Below are 23,603 nucleotides of genomic sequence, written 5' to 3'. Positions count from 1 at the left end.
AGAAATACACAGCAATTGTAGAATTTATTTTATAGAGAGAGGAACCGTTATTATGTCAGTTGAAGCGAATAAAGAATTGGTCCGTCGTTTTTATGAAGCTATTCAGCAAGAGAATTATGAGGCCCTACATGATTTCTGTCATCCAGACTTTGTTTTTTACCCACAAGTGGATACACCGTTTCCTGGTGTAGAAGGTCTTGTTGAATCAGAAAAGAAAAACTTTGATGCGTTTCCAGGCTTCAAAATGCCGATTCAAGCGATGATAGCTGAAGGAAATCAAATTGCCGTTTACTTCATGTTTGAAGGTACACATACAGGAATTCCATTTCTTGGTGTCCCTGCAACAAGTAAATCCGTTAGATTTTCTCTGATGATGCTGTTGCAAATTGCTGACGGCAAGATTATTGAGAAAAGATCACATGTTGATGTGCACGACATTTTACGGCAACTTGGAGCTAATCAAGAGGCCCTTTAGGGGTCTCTTTTTATTTTAAAGGCTTTATAGATGTAGCGATGATTAAAGTTACCGTATTAGTCTATACTGTTTCTTGGCAGGATTGATATATATTGTTGACGGTCTAAAATGAGTCATAAATTCCAATAGTTTTTATAGTGCTAAAAGCAGTGAATGATACGAGTAAATTTTAATAATGACAATGTATGAAAATAATTACTTAAAGGTGTGTTTAATATGGTTAATGTAGAAACAAATGCTAATGTTGTTTGGCATAATGGAGTGAAAGGGAATGGAGTCCTTAAAACAGAATTTCTTAATACAAGGATTGCTATACCTGCTGCATTAGGCGGTAGTGGAAATGGTGCCTCCCCAAAAGAAGTTCTTGTAGCGTCTGTAACAGCTTGCTATACATCCGTTCTTGTGTCAATGATTGAATCAAGAGAGCTTCCTGTTGTAGAAGTGAATGTGAATTCTAAAGGTCATGTATCTGATGGTGTGTTTAAGATTATCCATTACCCTCGTATGGTTTTATCCGAGAGTGCTACAGAAAAACATATTCAAGTAGCAAATAGATTGTTTGAAGCAGCTGATAAGGGATGTGCTGTAGGAAACCTTTTAAAAAAAGCTGACGTCAAAATTGAAGTTAAAGGAGAAATATCTACTAAATAACTAATCTGGTAAAAAGAAAGGGTAGCATTATGCTACCTTTTCTTTATAGAAGTATTGTAGAAGAAATAGCTGCGAAATATTCAATTTTCTCGAAAGGATGTTGTATCTTTGTAAATTATATAGCTAATCTTTTATTAAGGATCCCTATGGAATTTCCCATACGGTGTAATATGATTATAGATAAGTGGTATCAATACACGTAAATCTCCTTTTGTATCTGTTTCTAAAACAACTTTTTGAAATTTAGGAGGTACTACATCACGGATAGGAACAGCATCACAAACAGAGAAGTACTTTTGCCTTGATCCAATATACATGTTTAATGAGATGTAATGCTTTAATTTCTACTTGAAATAAAATTAATCTGGCCAATTTTATATTCATTATCTTTGAAAGTATAAGTAATGTATATATCGCCTAAATACCCTCCAGAAGGTGCTACTGTTGCACCAACAATAGCATTTAGTTTATTATTAACAACTTTAAATTTCAAAATACTTCCAAAAGCTATATTCGAGAATATATGCGCTGGCTCAATCCCTAATTTTTTAATATTAATTTTAGTTATATCATTACCAATTTTAATAATGGCTTCAGATTTCGTTAATTTAGTTTGTACATTTTTATTAATAATAGAGATTGAATTATCAACAGGTATTTCTTTGAATAATTCACCATGTTTATTTTTAATTATATTGAACACATGAACTTCCTGTATTATTACTTCACTTCCGCAACCTGTAGTTAAAACTATACTAATTTCCTTTTTTCCGTCATGATTAATATCACTGTAGTAGAGTTGTGGATAATAGGTTTGATTAGACACATGCATCCACTTCGGAAAAAATATAATCCTTCCATCTACTTGGAGTTTAAAATTAGTTAACTCTCCTTCTTTTTCAGTTGCGTATAATATAGCACCAGCTTCTGGAATACGCCCCACAATCTTTTCTTCTACAGTACTTTGAATAGAAGCAGTAACAGTTTTAATATTCTTATGACTAAATTCTATACTTGTTTGTAAGTATAGGGGTAGTGACAGGATGTTCATTCACAATTCCCCCTTATATAGGATTTCTTCATAAAGAAAAGACACCCTAAAGTGCCTTTCTTCGACTTGAACCATCTTAATTTTAATAATATGTATTGGACTCCCATCCAAATAATATTTTATCACGTTAAGTTATATTGTTCATTGAGAAATATGGTTCAAATCTATATTTATTCGAAACAGAGAAACTTTTGCATTTTCGTTTGTAATTTTATTTCCAACTGATTCTAAAGTCTCAACAGCTCCCACAGCAATTTTAACTTTAGAAGATTCACCTTCTTTAGAAAGTTCCTTTTGAGGCTCTTCTTTCTTTTGGTCCTCTTTTTTTGTTTCTTCTTTCTTAGGCTCATCCTTCTTTGTTTCCTGTTTAGCTTCTTGTTTTGGTTCAGTAGAAGTCGTTTTAGCTTCTTCTTTTTCATCACCGTTACTACCAGCTACTGCTACTACGATAACCCAGAACCACCATTTTTTATAGAATGGTTTTTTCATTATGCATTTCCTCCATTACCAAAAATGTAAGAATTTTGAAAATATCATAACAGATTTAATCGCAAATATTTCGTCGTATTTTGTCGAAGGAATAAAAAAAGAGAGCAATTTGCTCTCTTACCACATCGAGTAAAATATGGTTGGATTATTCTTCGTTTGCTTAGGTGGATTCGTATATTTGATGGAACGTATAGACAAAAGAATCATAAAAGATTTAAGAGCTAGGTCAGTACACAGAAGCATAGATATTATTTCGAAAAATCATGGGTACATCGTCTTAGCAGAGACAAATAAATAGAAGAGCCCTATGTATTGGAGTTTTAAGGGAATAGGGCCCTTCCTTCAATAAGGATATTACCGAATATTTAAGGGATACTCGGTAATGATATGTTATCGCAATTTTTTAAAAATAATAGTGGTAAATGTGTCCAATTGGGAAGTCCTTAGAAGAGTATATAACTCTAGCTAAATAGAGAAGGGGTGAGAAGTGTGACCGAAAACAAGAAACAAGCCCCTAGGGAACAGAGGCTGTTGTAGAAGTGAGAATTCTATTAAATAATAAACAAATTTGTGAATCTAGCGTTGTTGTTCAACTTGTTGAGAAATAGCCATTTGATAACGTTTATTCATACGCTCTCTTAATTTATTTTCATAAGCTTTTGTTGCTTCTTGTATAAAGATCTCAGGACAGTCTTCGAAAGTTATGTCAGTACGAATACGAAATTGCTCGTCGAACAATTTCAAAAGGATGAGACAAGCCTTCGATTGCCGGAATATTCAGGGATCTAATGGTATCCCCCACCTAGCAAATGGGTTCCTGGATATTCCGATGAGTGAAGGTTTCAGAAAGGAATGAGAAAAATGGATCCACTAGCTAAAAACTAGCATCAAAAAAGCCCGTACAGAAGCACAGGCCGGTTGTTACACATATCGGTAACTAAATTTTAACATATTGTTAGATGGTTCGCTATTAAAAATGGAGAAACGCCCAGTTGGGAGACAAGGCGTTTCAAGAAAAGTCAAAAAATTATTAAAGTAATATCATTATATCATATTGACTCTTCCCAGTAAATAAGGAGAAATGTGGAAATGAAAGTTTTTACTGATCAAATGTTATATCAGTGTGCGCAGTACGGAAAGCGTCTGTTAACAAAACATGGATTAAGAATAGACGAAAAACAGTATTGTTCAGTGGTTTTAGAGAAAAAAAAGAAAGAAAAACAAGCTAAATGTAAGCATGAAAACATAGATACACATTACGGATACATCCCAGGTGAAGCTGTTATGGAACCACAATATGACTATTGCGTAGATTGCGGGAAAACAATTGGATGTGGTGAAAGATGTGGTTGAAATTAAAGATAAACAAATAGATCGTGCAGTTAAAGCTTTAAAAGAAATGTCCGACAAAGAAACGGACAAGCTGAAAAAGTTAGATATCGACTATGTAATTAAAGTTTTAACAAATAAACCACATGACAAAATGCCGTTCTAGGAGGATACGAAAATATGAAAAAAGTGACTCCATTATTTAATTGACTGAAGATTTAGTTAAATTCTGATCTGAAGTTGAAAACCCAAAAAACACGGAAAGTAACCCTATGTTCAGTAGTAAATACGCTCCTTTGGATGTCAAATAAAAAAGGCTAGGATTTCTCCTAGCAAAGAGTTATGTCGCACAGAAAATTAGTTTTTTGCAAATCAATTATTTGCAATTCTATTATATAAAGTTTTTTGGTTAAAAGGGATGAAATCTAATAATCTTTACAAAGATTTAATATCAAATTTGAATTTCGTAGGGAAAGGGGGTGCAAGGGATGGGTCATCTAACTATACGTGATTTTTATCAAAGGAAAAATTATGAGAACATCTGGTATTTTCCATTAGGAATGGCTATTTGTACGTTCGTATTGCCTCCTATAGAATTTACTTTTAAATTGTTTGATAAGATAAGCGGAAATTAAACAATTTATTTGTTTGAAAGGAATGGTGAATTATGTATAAAACAATGAAAACCCATATTGAACTTGGACAATTAATAGAACCAACTGCAGAACAAATTCTAACACTAAATAATCATAAATTCAGAGATGTTATTTGGGTTCAATGGGACAAAACAGATCACATTCAAGAAGCATTAGATGTGTTTAAGGAAAAGGGTGGAGACATAGTACCTTACTTAAAACAGCAAAATTATGCAATACAACAAATATGATAACAATGCTATCGGAGTATGGACACGTAGAAATAGAGAATATGTATTCAGAGTACGGAACAAAGTGGTCTGTGAACATAAATCATCATGTGGAGATGGATAAATTCTATTTCGAAGCAGATGAATTGTGTGATGCGTTGTGGGTTGTTTTTCTGGCATCAGCAATATAAAGAAGTAGAAGAGGTCTTACAGCGTACCAACGCTATTTGTCCAAATAGAGAATGCTTTTTACATGAAGATCAGATTTAGGAACGATATTTGCAGTTAATACAATGGGATTCTTTTACTATTCGAAATTGAATGCAGAAAAAATTAAATGTTTGGGTTGGTTATCTCCTTTTTTTGCACATCCAGAAGCCATAGAGATTTATAGAAAACAAATTATACCGATTATAGAATATAGAAGATTTTTAAACAACATCCTTACTTAAATAAAAAAAGAAGCCCTATGAGATAGGGCTGTAAATAAGGGCAATTAATTCTAATGTAGGGTAAGTAGTTCTACTATGAAGTACCTTTTTTATTCTAACATAGTTAATGTCTTGTATTTGTGAAATACAAGTGAAAAAGATGTGAAAAAAATCGTTATTTTAAACGAAAAAGAAGCTAGCAATAGCTAACCGCTTTATAAATTAATCTTTTGATGAATTATTAAATTTGTAATTCTCAGCGGAATATACAGTAGCAGATATTTTGTGGTGCTCACTGCCAATCACATGCCTATCAACATAAACCTCAGGTGTATTATATTTTCCCGAGAAACTAATTCGACTAATCACACTATCAATATTCTTTTCTTTATTAAAATATTCAATAGTTGCTTTCTTGGCAGTTTCTTCGATATTCAGCCATGCTTCCTTATTAAATTTTTATGCTAGGCAAGGATTTAGATTTATTGTGCATTACATCCATACAGCTGGAATAAGAATTATTATACTGCAAGACAAAAATAAGGAATGTAATAAAAGTTTTTTCATTAGGATTCACCTTTTGAATGTGTCGGTCTAGTTTGAAAATTAACACTTTATATTCTATAGATTGATTAATTTTTTTACTGTTTAAAAAGGTGACAATAGTCTTACAAATTTATAAGATATAAAAATTAGTTAAAGCAAAATTTAATAAAAAATGCCCTCACATTGAAAGAGGGCATACGAGTGAACGTGTCCTATATCCATAATATATGTTTGCCTTATTAGATAGTGACGAGCTAATAAAATAAAAGAGCAGCTAGCAAAAGCTAACTGCTCCATTAAAACTTGTTGGAAGGCACTACCTGGGGAAAGGTAGGTTGTAATTAGTATTTGCGGAATATTGAGTTTTATTCAGAGGGATAGAGGGAAATAGATATACCGAAAGTTTTTAAAATGAAGAATATTGATTGGATTTGTGCTGAAACGGGAGAACAAGCAAAATAGTTTTATAAAAATGAAGTTGGTTATGAAGAAGATGAAATAAATGAAGATTTTGAGGGGGAGGTTAGTTTGCAACAAAAGATGTTTGTTCCTTTTGAGGATTTATCGCCTAAGGAACAGAAGTAGAATAACAAAAAAGAATAGCAGGAATTGAGTTTACAGAAGTGCCATTTGAATGGGTGATTAAACGTGGTGTTAAAGTACCTTCCCTTATAGCAACAACGGAATATTAATACAAAATCGTTACTTAAATAAAAAAAGAAGCCCTATAAGATAGGGCAGTAGCTAAGGGAAATTACTTTTAATATAGGGCTCTTTTTTTTATTCTAACTTGTATTTGTGAAATATAAGTGAAAAAGATGTGAAAAAATCGTTATTTTAGAGAAAGGAAGAATGAAGGATAAGCCAATACGTAGTAGTAATGTTTCTTAATTTAGGAATTTTAACATTAGCAGGATTTATCTTTTATTTAACAAATAGTTGGTGGTCATTCATTATCTTGTTTGCTTATTTAGAACCGCTAAGGATTGATATAAAAACTTAATTTTATAGGGAAATGTGGTAATTGAATTGAGGTTTTATAAAAATCATTTGGTAATGGTTATCCAGAACTACAGGGATTAGGGAAAGTTACAAAGGTAACAGATGAAATAGCGTTAGTTTGGGTTTACCTATATGTAGATATTAGTGAACGGTTTGTTCATATCGAATTTTTAAGACATGATATAGATGAAGAAATAAGAGCAGCTAGCAAAAGCTAACTGCTCAGTATTTAAGGAGAATTCAATGGAAAAAGCACCTCAAGAAAAGCGGTATCTATAGTATTGACGGAATGTTGAGCTTTATTCAGGGAGTTAGAGAGAAATGAAAGTAAAAGACATGGTTTTAAACCAATTCGAAAAAGGAAGTAAATATAAAATTATGCAGTCTGATGAGGATAACAGACTAATGAAATATAAGTGTACGGTTGAAGCTATTGATTCTACATCTATATTTGTAAGGTTCTTTGAAATGGATGGTGAAGAAATAAGATTTGTAGCATGGGTTAATTGGAGAGGAATAGTTGCTCTAGATAAGATTTGAATAAAATAATTCTTTTAATAGAAAGTGAGGAATAACAATGGGACTAGGTAATCGTGGGATGGCATTTGAAATGCTTATCAATCTAGTGAATGAAATGTATCAGAGAGGGGGAGTGGCGCTTATAAACAAGCGTCTTACTCCTGTAGAAGTGTTAAAAAGTAAAGGTGAGCGTGTATAGGGGACGAGCTATAGTGTTTGAAGCAAAATCTACAGAGAATCCTACACATTTTGATCTAAAGAACATTGTTCAGCATCCATTGGATTACCTGAAGACAGCAGAGAAGATGGGGGCAATTTGTTTCTTCCTAATTGAATTCAGTAAAGCTGATTTAAATCATTATAAAATTAACATTTTTGAAGAAGATAAAAACGCCTTCTGGTAAAGGATGTATTACTATAAACTAGTTTTACACATATCTCGGCTGAGCTCCTATGGTTCTTTTTGTTTGCGGCGAACTTATGAAGAATATTTTTAATGTCGCTTTTAAATAAAGTCACAGTGTTTATAAAAAAGACGCGATGTTTTGTCCCTTTGGATCTGTTTATCTAAAGGGACGTTTTTATAGTGAAAAGAAGCTCTGAACTGAAAGGCGGATTAAGGAACTGTTGAGTAGCAATAAAGTTACTTCACTAAAGGGACAGATTGTTTAGTAAAGGAATTTTCAATAATATATATATTTTAAACGATCTTAGAATTAGTTATGGTAATCTAATAGTAACTTTGTTAAAAAAGGGGGAATTATCCAGCAGAAAAATTATATTTAATTTTCGAGCTAAATAGTACTGTTTTTCCGTACTATTTTTTATTCAGTTCCTCAAGGATAATGGACTTGATTTAGGTTTATTAATAGAATTATTATTTACTAACACGATATCGGCCTTTTTGCAGTTAATTTTTTTAATCTCATGTGTTATTTTCTTGGTATTTATGTCCAATAAATCACGAAAGTATAACATTAAAGAAAAATGGATTTGTCTGTTATCTCTGTTTACAGTTGGATTATCTTTAGCTCTACCATTATTTTTGTTTTTAGACTTTCTTATATTAATAATAAAGATGAAGTATAAATTAGAAAACAAGCATGTTCCAGCTAAAATAAGCAAAATGCTTATTTTAGTTAATTCATACTTTCAACAATTTTAATCAAATCATTAGCAGTATATTTTTCTTTAAAGATTTCTTATTACCAATTGAAACTGTATAATTTATTCCTTGCTTTTGAAATCTAAGTTCATACGCTAAGTCGAATTCCCTATATAATACCTTTGTTCCATCCTTTAAAACATAAAATTTGTCATGTTTTTGCTTATATTCTTCTAACTTAATATCAATTGGTGCAATTGTGATTTTGAGAATTACCTGCTCTGTATCATTATAGTATAATAATTCCAAATATTTATTGTGAATAAACCCATTAAATTCATTAACTTTAAAAGGAAATTGAGTTGGGACTAAAACATTATTTTTAAACTTCATTTCATATTCTTTTACAATTTTCGCCTCTTCAATTAAAGGGTTCATCCCATCATAAATTTTCTTTACATTGGATATCTTTGTACCTTTAGTTGTCACTTCCCAAATAAAAGAGATCTTATTATTTTTATAGTTATCTTTTGAAAAAGCTATGAGTACTTCAGTATCCTTCTGTGGAGTTCTTACTCTTTTAACTTTACTCAATTCTGTTTGAAAACTAATATCTGGGAGCTCGGCTAGTTCAGTTAAACAAGACTTCATAAACCTTTCATCTTTTTTCATTAAAGCATTAACAAAAGTCTCTAAAATATCTGTTTCCGCTTTCACAAAAGTAAATGGGTTTGATAACGCTAACAAAAAAACTGAACAAATGAGTACAAAGCCAATTTTTTTCATTCTAATAATCACCTCAAGGGTAATTTCCCCTTTTATTTACTTTAATATTTATAAAATCAGAAGAAACATAAAGAGCAAAATTTCATGTATTTTTATATTGCTGTCTATGAAAGTACCACTGTCACTTGCTTTTTTCTTATTCCCCCTTTTCGAGAAGATGGACCAAAACACCCTAACTATGAACAGTTTGCTCAAAAGAAGTGTCTCATTTTGACAGGGCAAAAGAGTACCTGGTGAATGATAGAAAAATTGATCCTCAAGTAGTAAATGCATCGCATAATAAAGGAATGATTAAGCAAGATAAGTACAATAATGTATTGTTTCTACGGAAAGACCGTGAAACAGAAGCAGTGATGGGCGGATCTGAGCAAGGGATTGCTAAAACAGATAAGTACAAACGTGAAGCGTGGAGAAAAATCCCACTGTTAATTATGGCCTTAATGTATTAAACGGTGAACCTCGACATTTAAAGTTTTTTGAATCATCGATAGACCTATTGAGTTATGCATCGTTACATAAACATGATCTGAAAGATACTCATTTGGTTAGTATGGGAGGGCTGAAATCGCAAGTTATATTTAACTATTACATGAAGAGGCAAGAAAGAATTGGAGATGTCCCGGACAGCCTTTCATTGTGTGTAGGTAATGATCAAGCAGGGAAGCGTTTGTGGAGAGATTAATACATTTGCGGTATGAGGGCAGCATTTTTGCATTTAAACCTGAGCACCCTAAAGCGCCTTCTGAAGAGAAAAAATGGGAGTGGAATGATGAATGTGATCATGTTACTAAACAGCGGGAGCAAGGAAAATAGTCTTATTTGTAGCAACGAGGGTTGGAAAGACAAAAGTATAAAAATATAAATTTATAAAATTATAATTTTATAAATGGAAACCGAAAAAGTTGATCTTTACACTATAATTGCAGAGTTAATTGAGCAAGATCCTAAATATGGAAACTTAATGTGAAATCAATATTTGTTTTTAAAACAAAATATTGATCACGTTACTAATAAGGTGGAAAAAGCATATAAAGATGTAACAGTACAAGGGAAGCCTTTCCAAAAAAAAATTCCCCAAAAGCATTTGCTGTGATTTATCAAAACTGGACGAAAAGTTCTAGGAATATAAAGAAAAGTATCGATTTAGAAGAATAGCATATATGCGCCAAATGGGGTGTGAGAGATGAAAAGGACAACATAGCGCTATGTTGTCCTTTTTTATTAAACATAGATGAGAGCAGCATTATTATGAATAGGAAGTTACTTATGAGACTTATCCTTTACTTTTTATCGTATGTGCTAGTTTATATACCTTCATACCCGATTTTATTTGATCTTTGTATGGCTAGTGCTAGTCCATACAAAGATCATCATGTATTGGAATGAATCGTTATTGGTTTTCAGGTTTTTGTTACAATCTTTAGTTCTTGGCTTTTGAATTTTATTTTTAGGAAAACTTTAAATATAAAGTGGAATGCAAAATATCCTTTAGTGATATTTATCTCACACCTAATCCTTATTCTTTTAACATGGAGGTTATGACTGTATTCTAAAAAATGGATTCGAGTAAATGAAATAAGGTGTTTACAAGAGCGATATAGCGCTACGTTACTTTAGAGGTTTGATGTGTAAATGTACACAAATACACAATGTTTTCAGGGATAGCACAGTTCATGCTGCTCCTTTTTGTATACGAAATTTTAATAGTGAGAGGAAGTTGAAAAATGTCAGTACTTACCATAGCAGAGAAACCAGATCAAGAGAAAGCGTATGCTGAAGCATTTCCAAAAGTTGAAAAGAAAGATGGGCACTTTTATGTTCCACCATGTTCTGTATTAACAAGTGGAGGAAATATCCCTTGGGCTTATTTTCATTTAGTGAAACTGAAATCCCCTCCAGATTATAGAAGGGAGTGGGGAAATGAGTACGCAATATCATTTTAATAATATGATTTACACATTAAGAGAAGAACTTCAAAAGGAAATAAATTTACTATGTAACAAGCCAATGCATCTCCCATCTATGTGTTGGTGCTATTGACCTACAAACAAATTGAGGAAGGAGCTTTCTTAGCTAAGAATGATAAATTGTTATGTAGAAAATGAATTAACTCCTGAACAGAAAAAAATTCAAAATATTAACAGATATTTCTGTATTTCCGTGATTTATATTAAAGAAATAAATTCAATAACTACATTAAAAAGAGTCCTACTCTGGGACTCTTTTTAAGATTAATTTAGCTTAAATTTACATTTTATCGATAATTATTTGTCTTTTATACCATTGGGTTAATTTGTCTCTCGCAGTTCCAGAAAGACGTTTTGTTTTTTTATTATAGAATCTCGAAAGAGTGGGCTGTGATATACCTATCTCTGCTGAGAGATCTCGCATAGTTATCTTCTGTTTCAGATGCATAAATTCTATTCTATTCCTAATTAGTTGCTCATTCTCATTCATATCTAAGGGCTTTTCTTCAATTATTACTGGCTGATTTTCCTCATATATTACATCCATAGTCTTCTTCTTTGCTAGTTTTTCCATTGAATGAATTAATTCTTTAGGTGGCAGTATTACAATTCCTAACTGTGAATAATAATTTTTAAACCAATTCTTCTTCGTCAATTGTTCCTCATCTAAACCTTTATCATATGCCCAATGGGATATTACCCCTTCTTTTTCTAAATCAATCAAAACATTTTCTAATTGATCACGAATACGGTTAGGCTTTTGCTTTTGGTTTATGCCCATTACTGCTAATAACCCTTTATCTCCCCCTATAGAATAAGGCCTTTTTAAGTTAGAAAACATTTGGCGAATTCTCCACTGCCATGTCAAATAACGAATTAATCTTTTATGAAATTTGTGTCTATAGCTATTATATTCAAGGGCCTTTTTTGATAATAATGCAGTAGTGCTATTAGATCCATATAGGTAACTGGATAAAAAACTTCCCGGTTTAATTCGGCACGATTCTATACCCATGTATTCATTTGTATTTTTATCCCTCCAAAGTACTACAGAATCTAATACAAATAACCTTTTAATCACTTCACGCTTTACCTCATAATGTTTCCCCGTTTCAGCGCGATCATTTAGTACAACTACTTCATTCTCATCATTTAAGTATATAAAAATACTTGCTAAAGCTGCTATACGTTTAGCTACCTTAATCTTATCTTCCACTCTATAATATTCAACACCATTTGCATTTGCTTTTGAAATACTGCACATTTCTAAAACTTGTTCATATGAAAAATCTATAAATTCATCAGGTGAGTTTGCTTCATTTAGCCATTGAATTGTGATGGTGTCTAATACGTCTGCTGTTAAATCATCCATATTACTCATTACACCATCTACTAATGTATTCCATCTTGCGGCTTCTCCAATATTCGTTAACCTTAGATCTTCATCTTTATGGGATGAAAGCTGTGCTACACCATTACTATCTTTCGTTTCAATGGGATATGATTTTAATTTTGTATTTTCATCTTCCTCAAATTGATTCTTTGCTATCCCATCTCTTAACTTATAATAAACAGCGGAATTATTTACTTCTAAATATTTTTTATACACTATATTCGCATCAGATTCAATCACTGGTGTATTTGTTATAGTATTCTTTTTTTCATCATTACGAAACTCTTGGGCTATAAAGACATTAATTGTCTCATGAATTGTTATTTGGTAAGTATCAATATTTTTATATATATCTAAAGCTGAAATGCCTTTTTCTTGCTGTTGCTTCACCCACTGTACAAGCATTGAAAATGATGGAGAAAGGTATTCTGAAGTTACAATTTTACTATTATCTGCTTCAACATCTACATAGTAAGAATTCCATTTATGCCACAATTGCTCGTTCTGTTTATAAAGTGTTTCTGTTATTGATAATGCATCTCTAAACAATTGTAGAACGTCTTCCATATATATTTTGCTCCTTACATAAATTTAATAAAGGTTTTCTAAACGTGAAAATACTTAGCTATATGATGTCCCTTTCTGAATAACAAGAAAGATAATTAGAATATTCTATTTAAATTTTTCTACGTTACACCCTTACAAGCTCCTAGTATTCATACCTATGGTCATCCCTTTTAATGATTATACAAGACCAGTTCCATTTGTAAAATCTAAATACGACTTAATTCAAATGCCTGCTCAGTATCCTAACTTTTCATACATCCTTCTTCTATAGTATTATTTTTCATAAACATGAAAATCTGTAGCGGTATGATGTTCCTTTTGGAATTAAAATTTTTAAGATTTAATCCTTTAATATCAACGATTAAATGCTATTCCAGTAATAATTCCATAATTAAACACATGAAAATTCATAGCGGTATGATGTCCCTTTTGAATGATATAAATTCTCTATTAATCCTTTGATATCATACATTAACTACCCTTTGTTTGTATTTTCAACTATTTATATAACATGAAAATCTATAGCGGTATGATGTCCCCTTTTTTACAAATATGAAAATACTTTAGCTATATGATGTTCCTTTTAAAATTAGAAATTTCAAGCTCCAATACTTTCATATCAACATTTACAAGCTGTTTCACGAACGATTTCACAGTTGAAGTATGAAAATTCACAGCTATATGATGTCCCTTTTTATATAAATAACATCACAAACATTGATATACCAATGTTTGTGATGTTATTTCTAATGATTTATCAATTTTCTAGAAAGATGAAAATCTGTAGCTATATGATGTCCATAAAAAAACCGATAAATCTTCAAATCTCTTGATATTCAAGGGATGAACACACATTTCATCTTTTCATTTTTTCTCTTAAAGGAGCATATTTCATCAAATTTCAATTTGCTATAATTATAATTGGTATATTTTATAGTGTTTTGGCATATATTTCTGGATTTATTTGTAGGAGGTGAAAAAGATGGGACAATCATTTATTATTCGTAATCAACGTAGTCTAAATGGACAAGATACAAATGCAGTTCTAGTAACTTTGAAATCTTGGCAGAAACTTGTGAAAGCTTTTGAAGAGAAATACTACAGCTATAAAGATACATACCTTGAAGATATTCTCGATCATATGACATATGAAGAACGTATTGCTGATGTAGACGGCTTTGTGGCTCAGGCAAAACCATCTTTTTCACGTCGTACAATATCTGCTATTTCAGAAACAATGGGACAAAAACATAAATTATATGGCATTACAAATGCAGATTTAGAAGTCTTCTTATATCTACACAAGAAATGTTACACAAATGGAATTATTCCAAATGTCACAGTACATATGCTGTGGGAAGACTATAAGCAATATAAAGAAGAATTTGCTTATATACAGCATTCTCAATTTTATATTGCATTAAAGAAATTAAGTTTACATAACATTATTACAATTGAAAATGAATTAGATGGCCGCTATACAATTAAGCTAACTCAATTTATGAATGAAGGGAATGAAAAGGCAAATCCTTATGTGTATATTAGCCCAGTCGTGTTTACTAAAGCTTTCTTTGAGCTTTCAATTGCGGCCAAAAAGCTATTCTTGGACATTGCTATGCAACAGCACCGCGAAACGACTCTTAAACGTTCCTTAGACAAACAAGATGAAAGAGGAAATAAAACGCATTTTGGTGGGATGTACCGCTTTTTACATAAGAAATACCCACATCAAATCCGTGCGGTTATGACAGAATTAACAACTGCATTACCATGTACAGGGACTCCTCTATTCAAAATTTGCAAATTACAAAAAGGGGTTAAAAATAAAAAAAGATATACGACGTTATATCTATCCTTACATACAAATTTCTTATGTACAAAAGAAGCTGGAGAAGTACAGTATCGCGATCCATTCACCCCAAAGGTTAAGTATGCACGAAAAGCTCGTTTTATTGAATCTGTGCTACAAGAATTGAATATCGGTGAATTTGCGCAAGACATGAATAAGTTTATTCATGTACTTAAGTATACTTGTCATCGACAAATTCGAAGTGTCATTCGCAGTTTACGTGACATGATAGATCGTAATGAAGAATATCCAAGTAAGTTAGTGTATACGTTGAAAAAACTATTAAATCAAACATCACAATATCAAATTCTTGATACGGCAGCAAAAGAAGGTATTTACCCGCTTATTGGACAACATGTTCCAAAAGAACAAAAAGAGCAAGCTATATTTGATTTCGGATTACATTTCTCTATATATTCTCTTCGAAACATCAAAAAGCTGTTCCGTAAAACATATGAGTTACTAAAATCCAAATTTGCTGTACCTGTTACAGAGGAATCATATCACCGCAACTATCTAAAGTATCAAGAAGAAACATTGTTTAGAAAGTACGCCTATGAACAAGGTGCAGATCTAAATGCTTATATGGCTTTAGAAATAGAAATGCGTGAACTTCTAAAAACAAGAGGACATAAAGACCGCTTTATTCCAAGTGCTGCTCGCGAATTGTTTATTGAAAAGATAGATAAACTACCTAAAGAAAAACTTCGCGTTATTGAAGTACCAGAAGAGTTCAATTTGATTACATTTATGCATGTCTTTGAACAATTAATACGCGCTGGTATTCATATAACAACAGCCGAACAAGTGCTTGAGGTAATGGAAAAAAATTAACGATATCTGCTCTCTATTTTTGAAAAAATTATAAATAGAGGGCTATTAGTGTTGATTTCATTCTATAAAAGCCCTCTACTACTTTCACTTAATAGACATATTTACTCGATTCTATTCATAATAGAGTCTTTTTTTATACATTCCTATACAAAACTGTACTGCATTTAATTAATTTCCCACATATATATTAAAATAAATACGTTATTTTCATCTGAAATGTATACAAATATCTACAAAAATCATAAGAAAAACAATAAATTTCGTGGATAAGTAGATAAATATAGAAGAATGTGAATAAAATAGTACTATTTTCATTGATATTAATACATTCTATTAACTTATCTATCAAATATCATCAATAATAATGTGAGTTATGTGATAAATTTGGATTATGTTAATTATTTAGCACATAATGTGAATAGTTTGTGAGTAAATAAAATAAAATTGGAAATACAATGGCTTAATATGCAATTAAGCCATTGTATAAATATGTTTAACGATGTATCAATTTGTCTCATTTTTATGTAGAAATATATGATTTTATTTATGATTATTTGTAGATTTTATACCTTACTAATGACTTATGTTGTGTTGTTAAATTATACCGTTTATGATTTTTACGCTATGTCATACTTAAATCCCTTGTTATATTAGGAATAAAATCATATTTACAAGACCTATATAAGTTTTATCTGTATTTTAAATATATATAAGATATATATTTATATAAGATTTTATTAACTAATTAGATGGTCAAATACGGCGTTATATTAAGCTAATTAATGATTATTGGCAAATCAATAAGACGTATATGAAAGACAAAAGTGATTAACTTTACCTTATGTCGTACCATTCATTCAAAAGGAAATAGGATTGATTTTTATTTAAGCAAAACAAGAAATCATAAGCCTGCAAAGCGATTCTTCAAGAAAATTTTGCAGGCTTTTTATATTTCATCTCTCTGTGTGATAGCCGTTAATAAGAACCAAACTTCTTTTATCGCAATCAAAGAATTAAAGAACGAAAAAAAGATACCTATAGGCATCGAACTAAGGAAAGATAAATATCGCAACAACATCGTGGAACAGGGTCATTAATTTATTAAAAAGCATGTTCATTCTATGCTAGAATTCAAATTATTACGTACAACCACTTGTGTATTGAATGCCATAAAACCGATGCATATGCTGAGAAAGCAGCAAGGTTATCAAGGATTTAAGTCTGCCCAAAATCAAAAAAATTCATTGATAAATTGTTTGATATCGGATCATAAGCTGTAAGTTAGTAAAAAATACATGTCCCACTTTGTTTATGAGTTATCTTTGCACCAGAACCATTTAGCATGCAAAATCAAAAAAATGCTGTTAATACCATATGTCCATTAAGTTAAGAAAACAGAGCCCCCTCAAAACGATAAAAGGCCCTTCTTGTAACACAGAAGCTCACTTTATCGTTTTGAGGGGGCAAAATTTGTTTTAGTTGATGGCGATGTGGTGGGACCCTATCTAAAACAAATAAAAACCAAAGAGGAAAGCGCTTTCCTCTTTAAACGTTGAATAAAAACATACAAACAAAATAATTCAATGGAATTGTAAAAGGTTCCAGGCAATTACCTGATCAGTAAAATATAGTCTTGTAAAGGATTTGATTTTATTGAGAGAATTTTTAGAAAATTGTTGACAGCTATTCCTTTTAAATATAAACTCATACTCAAGAAAGTTCTTTCTTTTGTAAGGTTGATATTAAATAGACATAAATAAGGGTAAACTATGATTTAATATTAAATTAATGGCTTAAAAGATTGATAATAAAGGATTTGAATTAATTATTAAGTTTGACTCCCTTAAAGAAAACACTTTCCTTTTTTTGGGATTTTTCAGGTGGTGCAAGTGTAACTGAAAGGGAAAATGAAAGCGCTATAAAATGTGATGGAAAAGGAAAAAATACATAATTAGCAGGGGGTTCCGCTATGAAATCAAACAAAGTCTATATTAATATAATCTACTTTTTTGGAGCTTTGGGTGGATTTCTTTTTGGATATGATACGGGAGTAATTTCGGGTGCTTTACTTTTCATAAAGAAAGATTTAGGGCTAACACCTTTGATGGAAGGATTAGTGGTAAGTGGAGTGCTGATGGGGGCATTGATAGGAGCGGCATTTGGTGGGAATTTGGCAGATCGTATGGGAAGAAAAAAATTGATTATTTGGTTAGGAGTAATCTTTTCCATTGGGGCAATTGGAACAGGGTTTTCACCAAATGTAGAGATTTTAGTATTATTTAGAATTGTATTAGGTGTTGCTGTAGGTGGAGCATCTGCAATTGTTCCATTATATTTATCTGAAATGGCTCCCGCTGCAATTCGTGGAAGAATTGCTTCTCTAAATACATTAATGAATGCCTTAGGAATTCTAATGGCTTATATTATCAATTATGCCTTCTCTGCATCTGGCCGTTGGGATTGGATGTTAATACTAGCTATCGTTCCATCTCTTCTTCTAATGATTGGTATGTTTTTTATGCCGGAAAGCCCTCGCTGGCTATTACAAAACAATAGAGAAGATGAAGCTTGTAGAGTACTGCTCTTAACGAGAGATATTGATGAGGCAGATATAGAAATAAGAAACATAAGAGCATTAAAATCGGAAGAAAAGGTACCGTTATCTGAACTATTTTCTCCATTAATGCGTCCAATTCTTTTGATTGGAGTAGGAGTAGCGGTCTTTCAACAAATAATAGGAACAAATACAATTATTTATTATACACCGACTATTTTGACGGATTCTGGTATTGGAGCGTCTAGTGCAATTGCTGGGACTATTGGAATAGGAATAATTAATGTGCTATTTACAATAATCGGAACCTTGCTGGTAGATAAATTAGGTCGCAGGAAGTTGATGCTTATTGGAAATATAGGAATGTCTTTAGCGCTAGGAATATTGGGAGTTGGTACATTATTTTTCCAGTTGCCAAGTTGGTTATTATTAGGTTGTTTATGCTTATTTATGGTAGCGTATTCTGCAAGCTGGGGAATGGTTACATGGATTGTTCTTGCCGAAATATTCCCATTAAAAATAAGAGGAACTGCTATTGGATTTGCAAGTACATGTTTGTGGTTAGCGAATGTTGCGGTATCACTGTCCTTCCCAATTTTATTAGAGAGTTTAGGAGCTAGTTCATTATTCCTCGTTTATGCGGTAATTGGTATAGTAGCATTTCTCTTTGTTTTTAAATATGTTCCAGAAACAAAAGGGAAGTCATTAGAGGAAATTGAGGCAGAAATAATATCAAAAAAATCATTTGCAGGATGATAATATTTTAGAGAGTAAAGTTTTTCTGTAAATTTGGCGATTGTGGAGTAGTACAAAATACATGAACCACAAAAAGTTATTTTGAAAGTGTTTTAAGAGCCCAGTGTATAAAGAAACTCATTCATATATATGTTGATTTAATGAAATGACGAATAATTAATCAGGAGGAAGTAAAATGAGTAGAGATTATGGTTTATGTTTATGGTCTTTTGGAGACATTTCTGTTGAAGAAAAATGTAAAATAGCGAAAGAAATTGGTGTAGATGGTGTCGAAGTTCAAGGAGATTTAACACATGATCCGAGAGAACTAGCAAATATATTATCTAAGTATGAGTTGAAGGTCTTATCTGTTACACCTAATAATGTGGATATTTCTAGTGTTGATGAAGATATAAGACTAAAAGCAATACAATATTTCTTAGATTTATTAAGTTGGGCGAGTGATTTAGGTGCAAGTAGAATTTGTTTACATGGGGATGTAGGTAAAACAGCTGGATGTGGAGATCTTGCGAAGGACTGGCAGCTTCTTGTAGAGAGTTCTAAAACAGTGATGGAGAAAGCAGAAATTTTAAATATTGAAGTAGTATTCGAAGTGCTAAATCGCTATGAAAATCATCAGATTGTCACAGGTAAAGAAGCTTTAAAACTAATCGATGTTGTAAATAGCCCGAAGCTGCTTGTTTTGTTAGATGCATATCATATGAATATAGAAGAAGTAGATCCTGTTAAAGCATTAAGAAACGTAGGAAGTAAATTAGGTATTTATCATGTAGCTGATTCTAACCGCCAAGCAGTTGGAAATGGTCATTCAAATATAAAAGGTCAGATAGAGGTATTACATGAAATCAATTATATGGGACCAATCATTATGGAGATGGTGGCAGAAGGGCCAAACCCTTTTACAGCAGTTAAAGGAGAAGACTACCTTCAGGTCCTTACGAATTATTACAAAAATTCATTAGAAAAGATAAAAGCGTGGGATCATTTAAATATAGAGGTTCAAAAAATTACTAAGTCGATGTACACGTGATATTAAGGTGTATATGAAAAGATGATACTCTCCTTAAAAATCTTTCAAAAACTAATGAGAAAATTGTATTAGCTTTAAATGAAAACAAAGTAAAGAATCGTTTTAAAAGAATATTCAGGAAAATGTAGTGCTTAGTTCTATTCGGTGTTTTAATTTGAACTGATTTGCCCTCATGCTGTTGTGAATTTCATAGTAACCAGATTAGGGGTTATTTTCCTTAACAATATTATGCTATTTAGCCTATAATTAAATATAGGAGAGAATAAATATATGGGCTACTAAGAGAAAAGAGAGGAAAGAAATGAAATCAACAATAACAATATATGATGTGGCAGAGAAAGCCGGTGTATCGATTTCAACAGTTTCTAAGGTACTGAATAATACAGGAAGTATTGCGGAGAAAACTAGACAAAAGGTTAGGAAAACCATGAGAGAACTGAATTATCAGCCTAGTGTTGTAGCATCCGTAAAAAAACGTATCCAAACTATCGGACTCCTGATACCAAGTATTGCGAATCCTTTTATGGCGGAAGTAGCAAGAAGTATCGAGGATCATGCGAAAAAATTCGGTTTTAGTCTGATTGTTTGTAGTACCGATAATGATTTAGAAAATGAGATTGAGTATATCTCTATACTAAAGCAAAAATATGTAGATGGTATTATCATTGCTACGGGATTAAAGGATCATAAGGCGATAAGAGAGTTAATTAATGCTGAGATTCCCATTGCTTTACTTTCACGAGATATACCTTCACTTGCTGTTGATACGGTGTTGGTAGATGATTTTTTGGGAGGATATGAGGCCACACAATACTTAATGAGTTTAGGGCATCGGAAAATTGCAATGATTACTGAGAGTATTGATTTGTCGGTAGTTAGAGCAAGGGTTCGGGGGTATAGACAGGCGCTTGAAGAAGCGGGGGTAGAATATAATGAGAGTTTGGTGCTTCTAAATAATACTACGTTTGACGCAGGAAAACACGCGACGCGAAAACTTCTAGAGTTACGCGAACCTCCAACAGCTATTTTTGCATCAACGGAGTTTCTGGCAATTGGGGCAATAAAAGGTGCGCGGGAACTGGGGATAAATATTCCTAAGGATCTCTCGGTCGTTGGGTTTGATGATACGATTCTTTCTACTGTGTGTGAGCCACCGTTAACGACAATGGCACAACCTATTCAGGAAATGGGTAAGAAGGTGGTTGAACTATTAGTTGAAGAGATTGAAAGGTCGAAGGAAACTAAACAGCGAATCGTGTTATCCCCAAAGTTAGTAATTCGAGAATCCACCTTCCTTAATAAGAAGGATAAGTAAGTTTTGCCTTGTTACGTGAGAAACTCTCCTGGTATTAAAGGACGTTAAATACAATTTGGTTAAGAAAGTAGATAGTACTGTTCTTCAATCAATATTAAAAAAAACCACAGATAATTTTTCATGTTTTTTCAAGAAACAGCATGATGTTTCACGATTCAAATCTAAAGATAATAAAATTCAATCCTACACAACTAAGCAAACGAACGGTAGTATTGCGATTGTAGGTAACTGTGGTATGCTTCTAGTCAACTATGTTTCAGTTGTGGATTCAGGAACAAAGACGTTAAAAATCTGACAATCCATGAGTGGGATTGCTCTTTTTGTAGCTGCAATACCTCTTGATTCCCTCAAAATAAGAAAGCATAGAAATTATTCATATAACTAGATTCAGATGAATTAGGAGTACTTTGTAAAGGGATGATACTAACCTTTCATGGATTTGCAACTCTAAGCGGATATGTCATAATACATAATTTTTGACATATCCACTTCAAAATCATTATGTAAGAAATTGGAAAATTTGATTTTTAAATATTTTACTCCCGATAGGTCCTACTTGTTATTTGCCTATTATATTTCCATCTAGTCCCTCCTGGAAATGGTAGTAACATAGTCGTTCATATATAACGGTTTTTTTAGGTTTAACGGTAATGTTTTTTCCTTTCCTGGCTGGACTTCGGCGTCAATTTGGAGCCTTGCCACTGTGAAGGTGTGCTCTTTCTTATCTTGGTTTTTCAATATCAACATTGTCGTTCTGCCAGTCTGAATAGTGATCATCATCATTTAACTCGACCTCAATCACTTTAATTGACTCAATACCTGACTCGGCAAATGCACTGAAGTGAGTCTGGAGTTGTCATAACCACAATCATCGTAAGCAAAACGACCAATCTATTTAACCACTTTTTCGCAGACATGCCCAATCCTTCTTTTCCTAGGCACCATTGCTTTCCAATTCATAAAATATTATCACTTAAAGGAGTTCCAATGTGCTTCGAATAGTAACTCTTTTATCTGAAACAGTGAGAAAAAAATCCATTCTTCTTCAATTAACCTGCAACATTAGTTTAAGTGTAATATTTCACATTTAAACAAAATATTTTCATCATCTTCAAGTTGTTTTTCCACAATCCGACCCAATGATTGAAAAAAGGAATACTCTATAAAAAGATTTTTTTATAAATTATCAAACTGTATTTTAAAGTCACGCATATGTAGATTTCTTGTTGTTATAAGTTCATTTTAATATCTATTTATAAAAATAAATAATTTTTATAATACTGATCACACCCTTTTGATAATTTGTGAACTCCTATCTCTGATTTATAGAGAAAAATAATTTGTAGAATTTTTTTAAAGAACTGCAACAATTTTGTTTTGTCATTTGTATACATAGCAGAAGGGTACAAAACAGTAAGAACACAACAAAACGTTTTTGGAAGAAATTACAGTTCAGTTATAAAAATTAATATTTTCGTTTTTTGCCCTTTTAATAAAAAATTTATGGAGGAAATTGCAATGAAAATTAAAAAACCTATGATTATAGCCGGATGCCTGGCTGGTTGTTTGGCGGTCGGTAGTTTTAGCTTAATGGGGAGTGCATCCGCTAGTGATGCCTTTGTAAAACCAGCGGACAGCAATAAAGTAATTCATTCAAACAAGCCTAAACAGGAGAGTGATCATCTGAAAGAATTGGAAGTGAAAGCAGGTAAAACGTTTGATATTACGTTGGAGGAAAATTTGTCGACTGGGTACTCATGGAGCTACACAACAAATACAGATAGTATTCAACTCGTTACAGAAAATGTCAAAGAGCCAGAGCAAAGTGATGCTGTAGGTGTGCCAACTAAAAAAACATGGACTTTTAAAGCAACCAAAGCTGGTACGTACACGCTGAAATTTGCTTGTTCCCAAACATGGGAAAAAGGTCAGAAACCTGCACAAACCTTAACCTATACTGTAAAAGTTAAGTAATATATCTTTTGACTCTGCAACAAATGCTATGGTATATCGTCCCTGCTCTTACATGATTAGGGACAATTTTTTTACCATATATCGGTAAATGGTAAGGTGTGCTTAGGAGTTCAAA

General features: G+C 32.2%; 17 protein-coding genes and 5 pseudogenes. 16 read left to right on the top strand and 6 right to left on the bottom strand.

What is annotated here, in order from left to right; all coding sequences use genetic code 11:
• The first annotated feature begins 52 nt into the window (after window positions 1–52).
• Together IQ781_RS27545 and IQ781_RS27540 are read left to right on the top strand one after the other, a co-directional pair.
• Window positions 53–475: an ester cyclase gene (locus IQ781_RS27545; RefSeq protein ID WP_242808430.1), complete on the top strand. Its 423-nt coding sequence runs from the start codon at window positions 53–55 to the stop codon at window positions 473–475.
• A 216-nt stretch (window positions 476–691) separates the two neighbouring features.
• Window positions 692–1,126: an OsmC family protein gene (locus IQ781_RS27540; protein ID WP_242808428.1), complete on the top strand. Its 435-nt coding sequence runs from the start codon at window positions 692–694 to the stop codon at window positions 1,124–1,126.
• A gap of 337 nt (window positions 1,127–1,463) precedes the next feature.
• Here the strand turns inward: IQ781_RS27540 and IQ781_RS27535 are convergent, their stop codons facing one another.
• The 3 genes and pseudogenes from IQ781_RS27535 to IQ781_RS27525 all read right to left on the bottom strand — a co-directional run bounded on the left by IQ781_RS27535 (window position 1,464) and on the right by IQ781_RS27525 (window position 3,410).
• Window positions 1,464–2,177, bottom strand: a complete 714-nt coding sequence (locus tag IQ781_RS27535) for a hypothetical protein (protein WP_242808426.1) — start codon at window positions 2,175–2,177, stop codon at window positions 1,464–1,466.
• 189 nt (window positions 2,178–2,366) lie between these two features.
• Window positions 2,367–2,666: pseudogene (locus tag IQ781_RS27530) on the bottom strand (DUF4352 domain-containing protein); the annotation flags it as partial.
• A gap of 576 nt (window positions 2,667–3,242) precedes the next feature.
• A complete protein-coding gene (locus IQ781_RS27525) occupies window positions 3,243–3,410 on the bottom strand; it encodes a hypothetical protein (RefSeq protein ID WP_242808424.1) in 168 nt (55 codons plus the stop codon).
• A gap of 345 nt (window positions 3,411–3,755) precedes the next feature.
• On the opposite strand from IQ781_RS27525, the gene IQ781_RS27520 reads away from it, so the two are divergent.
• From IQ781_RS27520 to IQ781_RS27495, 6 genes and pseudogenes are all read left to right on the top strand, one after another.
• Window positions 3,756–4,019, top strand: coding sequence for a hypothetical protein (locus IQ781_RS27520; protein ID WP_242808422.1), 264 nt, complete (start codon window positions 3,756–3,758; stop codon window positions 4,017–4,019).
• A complete protein-coding gene (locus tag IQ781_RS27515) occupies window positions 4,012–4,161 on the top strand; it encodes a hypothetical protein (protein WP_242808468.1) in 150 nt (49 codons plus the stop codon). Before IQ781_RS27520 ends, IQ781_RS27515 begins: the two co-directional genes overlap by 8 nt.
• Before the next feature lie 501 nt (window positions 4,162–4,662).
• Entirely contained in the window at window positions 4,663–4,881 is a 219-nt protein-coding gene (locus tag IQ781_RS27510) for a hypothetical protein (RefSeq protein ID WP_242808420.1), read from the top strand.
• A gap of 2,279 nt (window positions 4,882–7,160) precedes the next feature.
• Window positions 7,161–7,379, top strand: coding sequence for a hypothetical protein (locus tag IQ781_RS27505; protein ID WP_242808418.1), 219 nt, complete (start codon window positions 7,161–7,163; stop codon window positions 7,377–7,379).
• Window positions 7,380–7,416: 37 nt separating this feature from the next.
• Window positions 7,417–7,702: pseudogene (locus IQ781_RS27500) on the top strand (Holliday junction resolvase RecU); the annotation flags it as partial.
• A 482-nt stretch (window positions 7,703–8,184) separates the two neighbouring features.
• Entirely contained in the window at window positions 8,185–8,523 is a 339-nt protein-coding gene (locus tag IQ781_RS27495; RefSeq protein WP_348773937.1) for a DUF2834 domain-containing protein, read from the top strand.
• On the opposite strand, the gene IQ781_RS27490 is transcribed toward IQ781_RS27495, so the two are convergent.
• Window positions 8,524–9,249 carry a hypothetical protein gene (locus IQ781_RS27490; protein ID WP_242808417.1) on the bottom strand — a complete coding sequence of 242 codons (726 nt, stop codon included), beginning with the start codon at window positions 9,247–9,249 and terminating at the stop codon, window positions 8,524–8,526. It lies immediately after the preceding gene.
• A gap of 194 nt (window positions 9,250–9,443) precedes the next feature.
• Between IQ781_RS27490 and IQ781_RS27485 the strand changes: the two are divergent.
• Window positions 9,444–10,062: pseudogene (locus IQ781_RS27485) on the top strand (DUF3991 domain-containing protein); the annotation flags it as partial.
• Window positions 10,063–10,973: 911 nt separating this feature from the next.
• Window positions 10,974–11,165 (top strand): annotated as a pseudogene (locus tag IQ781_RS27480) (toprim domain-containing protein); the annotation flags it as partial.
• Between the two features lie 331 nt (window positions 11,166–11,496).
• On the opposite strand, the gene IQ781_RS27475 reads toward IQ781_RS27480, so the two are convergent.
• A complete protein-coding gene (locus IQ781_RS27475) occupies window positions 11,497–13,176 on the bottom strand; it encodes a helix-turn-helix domain-containing protein (protein ID WP_242808414.1) in 1,680 nt (559 codons plus the stop codon).
• 982 nt (window positions 13,177–14,158) lie between these two features.
• Between IQ781_RS27475 and IQ781_RS27470 the strand changes: the two genes are divergently transcribed.
• The 5 genes from IQ781_RS27470 (at window position 14,159) to IQ781_RS27455 (ending at window position 21,514) form a co-directional block, all read left to right on the top strand.
• A complete protein-coding gene (locus tag IQ781_RS27470) occupies window positions 14,159–15,859 on the top strand; it encodes a hypothetical protein (protein WP_242808413.1) in 1,701 nt (566 codons plus the stop codon).
• 824 nt (window positions 15,860–16,683) lie between these two features.
• The gene (locus tag IQ781_RS28525) at window positions 16,684–16,956 is read left to right on the top strand and encodes a DDE-type integrase/transposase/recombinase (protein ID WP_481748673.1); all 273 of its coding nucleotides are present in this window, start codon (window positions 16,684–16,686) and stop codon (window positions 16,954–16,956) included.
• 872 nt (window positions 16,957–17,828) lie between these two features.
• On the top strand, window positions 17,829–19,169 hold the full coding sequence (locus IQ781_RS27465; RefSeq protein WP_242808412.1) for a sugar porter family MFS transporter: 1,341 nt from the start codon (window positions 17,829–17,831) through the stop codon (window positions 19,167–19,169).
• Between the two features lie 175 nt (window positions 19,170–19,344).
• A complete protein-coding gene (locus IQ781_RS27460; protein WP_242808411.1) occupies window positions 19,345–20,199 on the top strand; it encodes a sugar phosphate isomerase/epimerase family protein in 855 nt (284 codons plus the stop codon).
• Between the two features lie 301 nt (window positions 20,200–20,500).
• Window positions 20,501–21,514 (top strand): LacI family DNA-binding transcriptional regulator, encoded by a 1,014-nt coding sequence (locus tag IQ781_RS27455; protein WP_242808410.1) that lies wholly within the window; start codon window positions 20,501–20,503, stop codon window positions 21,512–21,514.
• A gap of 559 nt (window positions 21,515–22,073) precedes the next feature.
• On the opposite strand, the pseudogene IQ781_RS27450 reads toward IQ781_RS27455, so the two are convergent.
• Window positions 22,074–22,431 (bottom strand): annotated as a pseudogene (locus IQ781_RS27450) (cupredoxin domain-containing protein).
• 601 nt (window positions 22,432–23,032) lie between these two features.
• Between IQ781_RS27450 and IQ781_RS27445 the strand changes: the two are divergent.
• A complete protein-coding gene (locus IQ781_RS27445) occupies window positions 23,033–23,488 on the top strand; it encodes a protease inhibitor I42 family protein (protein ID WP_242808409.1) in 456 nt (151 codons plus the stop codon).
• The last annotated feature ends 115 nt before the right edge of the window (window positions 23,489–23,603 follow it).

This window comes from Bacillus sp. N447-1, from assembly GCF_022701035.1.
In the GTDB taxonomy this organism is placed as follows: domain Bacteria; phylum Bacillota; class Bacilli; order Bacillales; family Bacillaceae_G; genus Bacillus_A; species Bacillus_A cereus.
The sequence above is the reverse complement of the archived record's forward strand: the minus strand, read 5'-3'. Positions and strand labels throughout refer to the sequence as shown.